Below are 12,681 nucleotides of genomic sequence, written 5' to 3'. Positions count from 1 at the left end.
CTGAATAGGTTTGTGAGTTTTGTCTTATTTCTGAAAGCAGATAATTTGTATATTCAGGATCTCGATTTGAATCATAAACCATTGAGATGATGACCGGAAATGAAAGATGTGTTAGACATGCTGACTTTCCTTAACCTCATTTCGCGCGGCATTTATCCTGACTTTACCGCAACTTGAATTTTCACAAAAACGATAACTTATGAAGAAACTGTTACTATTGCTGGCCGTCGTATTTCTGTTTTCGACGGTGGTGAATGCAAAAAAGAAAGAAGACGAGAAAAAAGAAGAACCCAAATCCTTTATTAACTCCGGCCTGGTGAGCGGCCTAAAATGGCGAAGCATCGGCCCGGCATGGGCAAGTGGGCGAATTGCCGATTTTGCGGTGAATCCCAACAACACCAAGGAGTATTATGTGGGCGTTGCCAGTGGCAATGTTTGGAAAACAGAGAACAACGGGACTACCTGGAAACCGGTTTTTGACAACTACGGGACTTATTCGATTGGCGTGGTGGTGCTCGATCCCAATAATGCAAACGTAGTGTGGGTGGGTACCGGCGAAAACAACCACCAGCGTGCTTTGGGCTATGGTGACGGGGTTTACAAGTCGCTTGATGGCGGGAAGTCTTTCAAAAATATGGGATTGAAAGAAAGCCGGCAGATTGGTGGAATTGTGATCGACCCCCGGAATTCGGATGTTGTTTTTGTTGCCGCCGAAGGCTCGGCCTGGGGACCGGGCGCAGAACGTGGCCTTTACAAGTCGACTGACGGTGGCGAAAACTGGAAGAAAGTGCTTGAGATAAGTGAAAACACAGGTGTTAATAATGTGAAGATCGATCCTTCGAATCCGGATATTATGTACGCCACTTCGGAGCAACGCCGTCGTACTTCGTTCACTAAAATTGGTGGCGGGCCTGAATCGGCCGTGTACAAATCAACCGATGGCGGCGAAAACTGGCGCAAGGTTACCAAAGGTTTACCAAGCGTTCAGCTGGGGGGTATGGGAATCGATGTTTCACCGGTGGATCCGAACGTAGTTTATCTGATTGTGGAAGCGGCTGACAATAAGGGTGGCTTCTACCGTTCGACCGACAAGGGGGAAAGCTGGGAGAAAATGAGCGACCATCATTCGAGCGGACAGTATTACAACGAAATTTATTGCGATCCGAAAGACGTGGACAAAGTTTATTCGGTGGAAACACGTTCGGTGTATACAACCGACGCCGGGAAAACCTGGAACAACATCACCACCAAAACCCGCCACGTGGACGACCATGCGATTTGGATTGATCAGAAAGACACTGAACATTTTATCATCGGTGGTGATGGAGGGATTTACGAGAGCTGGGACGGCGGACTGACTTTTGATTTTAAGGAAAACCTTCCTGTCACTCAATTCTACCGGGTGTTTGTTGACGATGCCGAGCCTTTTTACAACGTGTATGGCGGCACGCAGGACAACAATTCCATGGGAGGGCCTTCGCGCAACACAAGCCGCAACGGTGTGGTCAACGACGATTGGTACATTACCATGGGCGGCGATGGTTTCTGGGCGGCTACCGAACCCGGAAATCCCGACATTGTGTATACCGAATATCAATACGGAAATATGTTCCGCTACGATAAAAAAAGCGAGGAAACCATCAGCATCAAACCGCGCGAGCGAAAAGGCGAACTTACCTATAAATGGAACTGGAATGCACCGCTTATTCTCAGCCCGCACATGAAAACGCGTTTGTATGTGGCAGCCAACAAAGTGTTTCGCAGCGACGACCGGGGAAATACCTGGGAGGTGATCAGCGACGATCTTACAGCACAGGTAGACCGTAATTCCTTCCCGGTAATGGGCAAATACTGGCCGGCAGACGCGGTGGCGAAAGATGTTTCCACTTCGCAGTGGGGAACCATCGTTTCGCTCGATGAATCAAAACTAAAAGAGGGCTTGCTGTATGCCGGAACCGACGACGGTGTAATTTCCATCACTGAAAACGGCGGCGATAACTGGACACAGGTAAAATCTTTCCCCGGTGTTCCGGAATATACCTATGTGAGCGATCTTTTGCCCGACCGTTACGACGAAAATGTGGTGTATGCCACTTTTGATAACCTGAAACGCGACGATTTTAAACCTTACGTGTATAAAAGTACCGACAAAGGAAAGACCTGGACCTCCATTTCGGGGAACCTGCCTGAAAACGGAACCGTCCATACACTTGCACAGGACTTTCTGCGGCCCGAACTATTGTTTGCAGGTACCGAGTTTGGCATTTATTTTACCGTAGATAACGGGCAAAACTGGATCGAGATGAAAGCAGACCTGCCCACCATTGCTGTTCGGGATATAGCCATTCAGGAGCGCGAAAGCGACCTGGTGATTGCCACCTTTGGGCGCGGGTTCTACATTCTGGATGATTACAGTCCTTTGCGCGAAGTAACACCCGATTTGGAGAACAAGACGGCTGCCATTTTTCCGGTGAAAGATGCTTTGATGTACATTCAAACCGATGGAAAAGACAACCAGGGCGATACCTATTTTTATTCGAAGAACCCGGAGTACGGCGCTACTTTTACTTATTTTCTAAAAGAAGTTCCGAAGACCAAAAAGGAACTTCGGAAAGACGAGGAAAAGAAATTGTTCGAAGAAGGAAAGCCGATCCCGCAGCCCAGCTGGCGGGAGCTGCAACTCGAAGACCAGCAGGAGAAAACACATTTGATTTTTACGGTTTACGACCAGGGAGGCAATGTGGTAAGCCAGTTTGCCAAATCACCTTCCAAGGGAATCAACCGGGTAAACTGGAACATGACTTACACGGCCACGGCCGGTATGCGTTTTAGCGGGAAGTTCGATCCTGTTTCTTCGGGGCGCAACCGGGGGATTATGGTGCTGCCGGGAACTTACAAAGTAGGAATGCAAATGTGGCACGAAGGCGAATTAAGTACCTTGGTGGAGCCGCTTGAATTCACTTGCCGGAAACTGAACAACACTACGCTGCCGGCTGAAGATTACCGCGAAAATGTTGATTTTGCAGCCAAAGTCAACAAGCTCGCCTTGTCAGTGGTGGGGGCAGGAAGGTTGATCAGCGAATCGATGGAGAAGGTGGAACAGATAAAACAAGCCATTTATGCTACACCGGGTGCTGGGCAGCAGTTGATGGACAAAGCGCGGGCATTGGGAGTGGAACTGGAGGCGCTGAACTACAAAATGAACGGAGTTCCGGCCAAGGCCAGTGGCGAAGAAGTGCCGCCGGAACAGGTGCCGCTGAACGACCGCCTGGGGCATATCACTTACACCCACATGGGATCGACCAGTGGAATTACCACTACCGAAAAACGCGGATATGAAATTCTGAAAGAAGAGTTCCCGCCGGTACTGGAAAGCCTGAGAAAGATGGTTGAACAGGAGATTCCGGCATTGGAGGCCGAACTAAACAAGATCAATGCGCCGTGGACTCCCGGCCGCCTGATCGACTGGAAGGAATAGTATTGCGACAGGCATGGCCACGAAATAATTCACCCGGTGACTCTAAGTCTCCGGGTGAATAAATTTATCAAAAAAGGGAATAGCCATTCAATGACCATTCCCTTTTTGTTATACATGGTTGTATAAGTTTCTAGAAGAATCTTCTTCTTACAATTACAGTTACTGCCAATAGCGCAAATAAGCCGGCAAAGTAGCCCGGATGTAAAGGAACTGCCGTAAAGCCTGTGATAATAAATGGAACTCCCTGGGGAGTATTTGTTCCTAAATCTAATAAGCTGTTCCAATTACCACTATCATTGGTATATTGTATCGCATTCCCGGTTGTGCTGTTTCCGGTGATGGTAACCGATGGGCACCACGGCCCGGAAGCAAGAGATCCGTCAACCTGTATCTCGAGCCAGTAGGTTCCGGCCGGTAAAGTTGTGTTTACATCGCAAACGCACTCCATAATGGGGCGGTCAGTAGTTCCTGAGCTGGTCTCTTGTACTCGGTAAATTTCACTCCAGGTTGTGCTGGCTAAACGGTTGGTGGATAAATCTCCCCAGATAACATTTCCTCCCGCACCGGGTTGGCCGTCATAAATCTGAAGATAAACAGCCGTGATGCTTGATGTTGTTGAGGAGCCGGTTTGGTAAGCAAAAACTTTAATTTGGTTGATGTCACTTGATTGGGTAAACGTAAAATCATCCGCTACACTGTTTCCTGCAGATGTTTGAAAGCCAAAGCCAAAGGTACCCATGCTTAGTGAAGTATTTTGCAACACACTTTCGTCAGCGCCACCAGAACCTGTGCCGGGACTGTTAATAATGGGCCCGTTGTTAAATAGTTCGTTACTTGGAGGGGCAATTGCCGCCGATTTGGTGGCGAGAGGAGTTAAAGTGATATTAGGCGTACCGCCTGTAGTTGATACGTCTTGGGTTTGTGCAAACACCGACAATGCAAATGCTTGCAAAGCAAAAATCAAGAATACTTTTTTCATTTTTTATCTTTTGGGTTAAAGTTAATCGGTCTTGGTCTGTTTTTTCGGACTGCAAATTAGCTCATTTTGATCTAATTTAAAATATTTTATGTATGTTATTTTGATCATAATTTCGTAATAACTAATCAATTCAAGTTTTTCATTGAAGTAAGCTTTGTGGTAAAGATTTCAGAAAAATTACACTGAAGAACTTCTGAGAATTGAGTTGTGTAAACAGAAAACTCTTGTTGAGGGGCCGATTCCGCTTGGTCTGCCGTTTAGTCCCTGCTTTTTCCGGTGAATAATTTTTTAGTAGGAGCAGTTAACTATTCCATCCTTTTTACTGCCAACTTCCGGATTTCCGGGTCAGGGTCGTTTAACGCTATATGTTCAAGTGTTGACTCTATTGTTAACTTTTGAATGGCCGATCTTTTTACTTCACTGTTTTTGTCGTTCAGTGCTACATGCGACAAAGTGGATTGCAGCGATACCATACTTGCGGCTAACTTTCTGATCTCCGCCTCAGGATCGTTTAATGCCACATGTGCCAACGTAGACTCGAGGGTTACTTTTTTTAGGGCTGCTATCCTTACTCCAAAATCTTTGTCGTTTATTGCTACATGCGACAAAGTGGATTGTAGCGATACCCTGCTTACTGCAAACTTCCTGATTTCTGCGTCAGGATCGTTTAATGTGACATGTGCCAGCGTGGACTCAAGGGTTACTTTTTTTAGGGCCGCGACTCTTACTTCCCCGTTGTTGTCATTTATTGCAATATGCGACAAAGTGGATTGAAGGGTCAGCTTATTCACCGCCAATTTTCGTATTTCAGGGTCGGTATCGTTCAGCGCTACATGAGAAAGCGAAGATTGAAGCGTCAGTTTTTCAACTGCTGCTTTCCGAACCTCAAGGTCCTTTTCATTCAATGCCAGGTGCGAAAGGGTGGATTGACCGGAAGCGGGTATTGTCGTTTCAAGGTTCTCGGACGAGACCGTCTGAAAGGTAATTTTTTCATGACTTGAAATCGTACACGCGCTCAGTACGCTTACAATCAGTACCAGTTGTACTATTTTTTTCATCTTATTTTCATTCGTTTTCATTGCTGTAACGAAAACAGTTCTCACTACGAAAAAAAGTTAATGGCTAAAGGATATTTCCAAATCTCTCCTTTATTGGCTTTTACTGCTCCCGTTATGATGAAAACAATATTCAATACCATCAGAATCGTTATCGGCACAAATCCGGTGAAAAGCGAAAGCGGACTGCTAAAGGTAAACGAAAAGCTGATCGACAGATTAAACAAGAAATTGATCGGAAGTATCAGTATAAACAAAACGGTGAAATAGATCATTAAGCTCAACAGCCAGTTGACTACATTTTTTCCGTGCTGATCAATGCGTTGTGATTTATCTTTGTTAAGCACCCATAAAATGATGGGGGCAATTAAGCCCAATACCAGGTGAATCATTCCCAGGAACACTGATATGTGAAGGAGAAATCCATAGGTATTTTCGCTAAGTCCGAATAAATTCCCCGGATTGTTTTGGGGCCTGTCACTTAAAATTCTTTCTTTCTCTTTTATAAATTCGTCTTTCGTAATGATCTCTTTCTTGAGTAAGTCATCCAGTTTCTCCAAGTCTTCAAAATGTTTGTTCATATTCAGTTCCTTTTAATAGGTTAGTGCTAATTTAAAGTATCATCCGGCTGATGATCATTAGCCATTGCATTGTCATTCATATTGCATCGGGGATTTGTGTTTTACTATGGTGGTTAGCTAGCTAAGTTGTTCCTTGTAATCATTGATTTTTACCCAATAGATGATCCAACAAACGATTCCGGCAATTACGGTCGCATATCCCAGGATAGGTATTATACTGCAGGCAAACAAGACGCAATACGCTAATCCTATTCCGGATCCGGGGTTTACTTCGTTGGTTTTAATGCCTCTTTGGACAAATTCCAGCTTTAGCGATTCGGCCATTTTATTTACAATAATAAATTGCCAGACCACGCCAAACAGTGGAATTAAACTGAGCCAAACCATGCCCGGTTCCATTTTCCGGTTTTCAAGGCTCACCTGCTTTAAGGTGTTTTGAAGAGTGAGTAAATAAAAGATCATCGGGATTAAGGTGATGGCGGGAAAGATCAGAATGATCATTATTATAATCAGTTCCTGCGGTCCGACAAAACCAAGTAAAATGGCGTTTAAGATTGGGTTCATTGCGTTAAGTTTTAGTTGTTCTACTGTTTTGTTTTTATTTAGCGATTGCCCTTCTGTTTTCGGGTTTCAGGGCTCGGTTCCATTTTTTTGTTGTATTCCTCCCGGTTCTTCCTCGTGTATCTTTCCTTGTTGGTTGATGATGCCTTATGACCTGCATTGCAAAAAGCATGAGTGATACAGGGCGATTCAGCAAATGTCAGTATCTACCCCTCCAAAACGGCTCTCTGCGCCACTTCATCCCCATATGTTTTGTGCTGTTTTCAAAGGCGTATTCAAGGTGTCAACTTTTAGACAACAATAAAGTAAACATAAAAAAGCTAACGATACAATTGCAGCAAGCTTTTTTTCTGCAAAAATTGTGTTTAAGTCGACCGATGATGTGAGAGGTTTGCACCTCGGGATTCATGTTACAGAGTAGTTTTTAGCTCCTGGGGAGTAGCCGAATCAACCTCACTTCTGGTTTTATTTCCCAATCAATAAATTGTATTCTTCGGGAATTTCAACCCCGTTTAAGCCATTTGTCAGGCCATAGAAGATCACCAATGTTAAGACAACTCCGGTTGCTAAAACAAGTTTCGATTGCAGGTCCACGGGTAAGCCCATTACTTTTCTTTTCATCTTTTTATGATGAATGGCAGCAAGATGACCAAAGAATGAAAGGATTGCCAGCGCGTAGTAGGGTATAAAAAACAGGTTATGGGGAAAGGTGTTCAGGCCGGCAACGCCGAAATAGAAATTCGTGTCAAGGTGGAGGATGTACCGGCCGGCAAACACAGCTCCCAGGTGAATTACAAAGAAAATGGCCAGGTACAAACCGGACCAGAGTTGTAATTTCTCAAAAAAACCAGTGGCCGATTGGCGTTGCCGAAAGAACATTCTGATACCCGAAATAACCTGGAGAAGAACCGCACCCAACAATATCGTTTCGCCTGCGGTAGTTCTGTAAATGGACTGCAGTTGGTTCATACAGGCGATGTGCGATTCGGCACCTGTAATGCTTACTGCATGATTAATTAAATGAAGCCCGACAAAGCAGGCTATGATAAGCCCCGAGACGTAATGTATCCGTTTCATCTTTTTTGCCGCAAAGGTAGCTTGTCAAGGTAAAGGGGCATTTGACATAGATCAAATTCGGTGTTTTGATTTCCGGATCCGGCTCAACGTTTCGAGGGTAATGCCCAGGTACGACGCAATGTGTGTTAACGGAACTCTTTGCGTGATATTCGGGTGAATGGCCAAAATGTTTTCGTATCTCTGCTCGGCACTGTAAAACTGTATGGACGCAATTCTTTCCTGCTGGTCTAGCAGGGTATGGGTAAGCACTACCCGAATCAGGCGTTCAAAATCGTGGTATTTGTCCGAAAGCTTTTCTATCTGATCTTTTGGCAATTCCAGCAGCAACGAATCCTCCAGCAGTTCAATGTAGTGCGGACTGGGCTTTCCGGTAAAGAAACTGACAATGGAACTAATGAATTTATTTTCGAAGGCGAACCACTCCGAAATGTCTTTCCCGTCTTTTAAATAATAGGCCCTGGCGCATCCGTTGACGATGTAATATGTTTTGGCCGAAAACTGACCTTCGCGTACCAGTACCGTGCCCTTTTTCAGCGACAAAAGGGTGGCACAAGCCGCCATTTCCTCCCTGCATTCGGGAGTGAGAGGAGAGTATCTTTCGCTGATTGCATTTACTGTTTCTTCCGGTTTCACAGCTGTTTTATAATTTTCCTTTGATAGCAATTGCTCTGCCCAATAATTTGATTGAACCATCAGGTTCACAATTAAGTCTTTCCTGGATGTTATTCTTTATGTCTTCCTGTAATTCTTTGCTTAGAGAAAGTAAATAACCTGGAGCAGGTCCTTGTCCACCTAAAAACGGATTCCAGTAATCTTCGAAATTTATAAATAGGGTGTCAATACATAAATACGACGATTCAATCTCCGCAAACCCGGCTTTTTGAAATGCGTGAATTAAATTATTCGAACTGCAAATTGGGAAACGTATTCCCTCATCAATGGTTTTTGATTTTGGATCTATTTGATAAGCTGCGTCCCAAAAATGCCTTAAAAAATCCATTCTTCCGGAGTAATCCCATACATAAGCCCCCACAACTCCCCCGGGTTTTAAAACTCTTTTTATTTCAGCTAAAGCAGTCTCTGTTTTTGGGAAAAAATTTAAGGCAAGTCCGGATACTACAATATCAAAGTTTTCATTTTCAAAGGGCATGTTTTCAACACTGCCAACGGTAAATGCAGCCTTCATTGAAATTCTTTCTTTTGCTTTCTCAATGAAAACAGAGGAAGGGTCAAGGCAAGTTAAATTTTGAGGAGAGCAGTTTTGTTCAATGGCTTTACTTAAAGCACCCGTTCCGCAGCCAACATCAAGCCAGTTCGTGTGCAGAGGTGCATTCAACCACACGAGAAATTCCCGGGCCATTAATGTGCTCCATCTACCCATAAAATATTCATAAGGGTCTCCATTGTCCCAATTGTCTTTTATTGCGCTCATCACTTTTTAAGTTTCTGATCCAACATTATCATCGCATCGTTCAATTGCTAACGGTTGACGGTAATAAATTGTTGCAGAATTCGACGCGCGTCAGCGGCAGGTAGGGGAGTACTTCAACGTGGAAATTGGGTACAGTGAAATCTACCCGGGCAACCAGCAGGTCCCAGGCTTACCAGTTTCGTGCTTTTGTCAGCTGGCGGCACCGATGGCAAGTTTGTGCCACTAAGGTCTGCTAAACCACAGCAGCCCGGGTCATCGACCAATGGCTGTGGACGATCTTCCACTCCTTGTTTTCTTCCAGCCTGTACACTTCGGTGCAATTTTCTTTCCAGAGCATTTCACCCGAGTAGGAACGCAGGTTGTAGGTAAGAACCGCCATTGTGTCGCTAGCCTGCACAACGGGATCTATTATTTCGAACTTATCCATTTTTACCTTTCCGCGCATGCTTTCGTAGAACTGTTTGATCGTGTCCCACCCATCGAGCCGTTTTTCATGCACCGGGTCGAAATACGTGAAGTCTTTTGAATAAAGTGCGAGATAGGGAGAGGGATTGCCCTGGTGCCATGCATCAAGAGCCGCTGTCTCCAACGCAATAATGGTTTCTGTAATGGTGCGCTTATCCATGATGTTTTATGTTGTGTTGATAATGGTCGCTTGCAAGTGGGAAGCCCCGCTTTGCAATTTACCCGGTGTTTATTTTATTAAGAACCTGGTTTTGAATTCCACATCTTTTGCATTACCCGCAGTTCCATTGCCAGCTAAAATACTGAGATTACAATCGAATGTCCCCGTAATAATCAGTGTCGTATCTGTTTCGAACTCGATATCAAATATCTCAACTTTGTTATCATCATTGTTTGAATATGTTGAATGGATGGTCCACTCTTGACCTGTTTTTTCAGCTACATTAAACTGAAAAGGAGAACTTGAGTTATAACTACCAACTTTTTCAAACCCGTATTGCCCCGTTTGTTGAACCGGAAATAATAATGAGTTAGACGTAGAGTCTTTGGGGATAGTAAAAGTCAATGAATAGCTCGTGTTCCCTTTTTTAAACATTGAAACGAAACTCCTGCTATTAAACGGTCCGTCTAAATCAATAATATCTACAAACAACAAGTTGTTTTCATTCAGAGATATCGTTTCACCGAGAATATTTCCTTTAAATCTGATGTCTGAGATTTCCAGGCTATCCTCCTGACAGCCCATTAAACTGAATAGTACAATAACAATAATAATGATGGGAAACTTTTTCATATATGATTAGATTAACATTGTGTTGACGGTCACTAGTGTGTGGTCGTGGCGGTCCCGGATACTCTGGATTGTCAGACCGCTCTTACCCCCGCCTGCCATGTTACAAATTGTTAGGGTAGTTTTTATTTTCTTTCAAGTTTAATATCATGCAAATCTCCAATTTCCATTTCTCCAAGAAAAGTTCCTGTCAGGTTTCCGAATAATGCTTTGCCTCCTTCTTTTAGAGTCAAAAGTAAAGTGCCAAGTCCAATGCATTTAGATGACTTAGGCAAGTAGTTTAATATTAGGAAATTATCTTTGATAAAACCTTCGAATTTATAAAACGACATCGTTTCAGTACCGTCAAGGATGTTGATGTTTTTTATGGTTAAATCACCTTTAAGATTGTAGGCGCTTTGTTGTATCGAAATATTTATTTCCTTCCATTTGACTTTCTTTTTCTTTTTAACTTCCTTGTATTCTTCTTTATCTGCTAATTTAGTTGTGTCGTAATAACAAGCAGAATGCCATTCTCCTTCTAGATCAATACCCTTGTAAAGTAATTCTCTTATTTTAGGTTTGATAATTGCATTAACAATTAGAATAAAGAACCAAATAATACCAGATGAAACAAGACCTGCTATTATGCCAATCATTAAATTTGAAAGTGATTTTTCCATATTTATTTATGTCTATTATTTTAGTCCTTCACTCTAAATTACCGGCAACGTATGTGTATATCACACTGTGCTATACATTTTATTAATTGTTGTTGTTTTAAGTCGTTTATTTCGTTGGCTTTGATCCTGGAAAACCAAGTGTATTTGTGTTTCGTATTTGCAGGAGATATTTTCAATGTATTGGGAATGATTGATTTTTCGTGCTCTAAAATAAACATAAAAATTATTGGTAGTACAGCAGCAGATATGTTATAGAGTAGTTTTCAGCCCAATAGGGGTACTTCGGAAGTGGGATTCCCGGTGCACATTTTTTCCGGAGCCTGAAGAAAATACAAACGTTTCTTAATCAATACTGTCCGGGAAAAACAACTATTCCGACGCTTAAACCGATTACGCTGCGCTGCAGCTTAACGGTTTTTTTGTCTGTTTGTCTACAACGATCTTGCTGCTCTGCAGCTGATTTTTTAGCAACAGCGTTGCGATGCTATTAATAGAAAACTCCAGGTGAGAAAAAATAAGCCCCATCGGGGCGGAACATCCTGTAGCAGCAAGAATGAAAAGATAGCAGTAGGGGCCGGTTAATCTTACCGATTGCGTCTCCGTTCCTCATCCGACGAACAGACCGCAATGACGTACAATTCAGGGCTTTTTGATAGGGAGAGGGGTACTTCGGAAGTGGGGAGGGGTACTTCCGAAGTACCCCTCCCCACTTCAAAACATACTCGCCGGGCTTCAGAGGGTAGTGCAGTCGGCAAAAAGGCGACTCGTGTTACTTCCGAGGCGACTGCAGTAGCCTTTTTACCGACCGGAGTCGCCCCGGAGATGACTGCAGTTGGCAAAATACCGACTCGGGTCGCTTTTTTTCCTCTCGCAGTAGGTTCAGAGGCAACTCAGGCAGGCTCGGAAGTGAGTGCTGTTGCCTGGGAGGACGGATCAGGGTGAGTCAGAAAGTTGTAATCGTATTTTGCTGTTGTTTTTTGAGAGACTTTCAGAAAAAAAAGCGGGGTTGATGATCCCCGCTTTTTTCCGGACTGCGCATCCCGGATTACACCTCAGGTTCCGGTTTCTTTCGGCTGCCATTTGATTCGAATCGTTTCTTCAGATCCTCGAAAATGGCTTTGGCGCCGGGAACATTCATTTTGGCGGCTTGTTTCACCGAGTTGTAATACCCCAGCGCATTTACGTAGCTTTCGCCGCCTGCCGCCATCAGCGTGTCGTCGAGCCCGTCGTTGAGCTGCTCAACCATCCGCAGCAGCGGAACCAGTTGCCCCACCACCTTCATATCGTTGGCCAGTTCCTGCTTATCCATGTAAGGCGGTGCAAACTGCGGGTCGGAGGTGGTGTAATCAAGTGTCTTCTCCACAAACGGAAGGGTTTTGTCACTCATTTTAGGCACAGAGCGCCGCTCGTCGGGTGTAAGCGCAATCAGGTAAGGCTGTAAAGCTGTTTGTACTTCGGCTAATTTCGTTTGGACGTCGGTAATTACCTCGTCGGGAATAATAAAATCTACGATGTTTTCCATGAGGATTAAATTTAAGTGTTACTAACTAGAATTTTGTGTAATGGTTTGTTCAAGATAAACCTATTGAGCCTTAAAAACA

12 protein-coding genes are annotated in these 12,681 nt (G+C 44.0%); 1 reads left to right on the top strand and 11 read right to left on the bottom strand.

Features of this window, described 5'->3' with window-relative positions; translation table 11 throughout:
- The first annotated feature begins 199 nt into the window (after positions 1 to 199).
- On the top strand, positions 200 to 3,478 hold the full coding sequence (locus INQ51_RS02925) for a WD40/YVTN/BNR-like repeat-containing protein (RefSeq protein WP_233376399.1): 3,279 nt from the start codon (positions 200 to 202) through the stop codon (positions 3,476 to 3,478).
- 130 nt (positions 3,479 to 3,608) lie between these two features.
- On the opposite strand, the gene INQ51_RS02920 is transcribed toward INQ51_RS02925, so the two are convergent.
- The 11 genes from INQ51_RS02920 to INQ51_RS02870 all read right to left on the bottom strand — a co-directional run bounded on the left by INQ51_RS02920 (position 3,609) and on the right by INQ51_RS02870 (position 12,602).
- Positions 3,609 to 4,457: a hypothetical protein gene (locus INQ51_RS02920; protein WP_233376398.1), complete on the bottom strand. Its 849-nt coding sequence runs from the start codon at positions 4,455 to 4,457 to the stop codon at positions 3,609 to 3,611.
- 305 nt (positions 4,458 to 4,762) lie between these two features.
- Positions 4,763 to 5,515, bottom strand: coding sequence for a hypothetical protein (locus tag INQ51_RS02915; protein WP_233376397.1), 753 nt, complete (start codon positions 5,513 to 5,515; stop codon positions 4,763 to 4,765).
- 44 nt (positions 5,516 to 5,559) lie between these two features.
- A complete protein-coding gene (locus INQ51_RS02910) occupies positions 5,560 to 6,093 on the bottom strand; it encodes a DUF4870 domain-containing protein (protein ID WP_233376396.1) in 534 nt (177 codons plus the stop codon).
- 117 nt (positions 6,094 to 6,210) lie between these two features.
- Positions 6,211 to 6,657: a hypothetical protein gene (locus tag INQ51_RS02905; RefSeq protein ID WP_233376395.1), complete on the bottom strand. Its 447-nt coding sequence runs from the start codon at positions 6,655 to 6,657 to the stop codon at positions 6,211 to 6,213.
- Positions 6,658 to 7,119: 462 nt separating this feature from the next.
- Positions 7,120 to 7,731 carry a hypothetical protein gene (locus INQ51_RS02900; protein ID WP_233376394.1) on the bottom strand — a complete coding sequence of 204 codons (612 nt, stop codon included), beginning with the start codon at positions 7,729 to 7,731 and terminating at the stop codon, positions 7,120 to 7,122.
- Between the two features lie 51 nt (positions 7,732 to 7,782).
- A complete protein-coding gene (locus INQ51_RS02895) occupies positions 7,783 to 8,364 on the bottom strand; it encodes a Crp/Fnr family transcriptional regulator (protein ID WP_233376393.1) in 582 nt (193 codons plus the stop codon).
- 7 nt (positions 8,365 to 8,371) lie between these two features.
- Positions 8,372 to 9,163 (bottom strand): class I SAM-dependent methyltransferase, encoded by a 792-nt coding sequence (locus INQ51_RS02890; protein ID WP_233376392.1) that lies wholly within the window; start codon positions 9,161 to 9,163, stop codon positions 8,372 to 8,374.
- Positions 9,164 to 9,395: 232 nt separating this feature from the next.
- Positions 9,396 to 9,788 carry a YybH family protein gene (locus INQ51_RS02885; protein WP_233376391.1) on the bottom strand — a complete coding sequence of 131 codons (393 nt, stop codon included), beginning with the start codon at positions 9,786 to 9,788 and terminating at the stop codon, positions 9,396 to 9,398.
- A 69-nt stretch (positions 9,789 to 9,857) separates the two neighbouring features.
- Positions 9,858 to 10,421, bottom strand: a complete 564-nt coding sequence (locus INQ51_RS02880) for a hypothetical protein (RefSeq protein ID WP_233376390.1) — start codon at positions 10,419 to 10,421, stop codon at positions 9,858 to 9,860.
- A 122-nt stretch (positions 10,422 to 10,543) separates the two neighbouring features.
- Positions 10,544 to 11,080 carry a hypothetical protein gene (locus tag INQ51_RS02875; RefSeq protein ID WP_233376389.1) on the bottom strand — a complete coding sequence of 179 codons (537 nt, stop codon included), beginning with the start codon at positions 11,078 to 11,080 and terminating at the stop codon, positions 10,544 to 10,546.
- Positions 11,081 to 12,125: 1,045 nt separating this feature from the next.
- The gene (locus INQ51_RS02870; protein ID WP_233376388.1) at positions 12,126 to 12,602 is read right to left on the bottom strand and encodes a hypothetical protein; all 477 of its coding nucleotides are present in this window, start codon (positions 12,600 to 12,602) and stop codon (positions 12,126 to 12,128) included.
- Positions 12,603 to 12,681: the final 79 nt, after the last annotated feature.

Source organism: Maribellus sp. CM-23, assembly GCF_021354595.1.
Taxonomy (GTDB): Bacteria; Bacteroidota; Bacteroidia; order Bacteroidales; family Prolixibacteraceae; genus Draconibacterium.
Note: the sequence above shows the minus strand (reverse complement) of the source record. Positions and strands in the feature narration are given on the sequence as shown.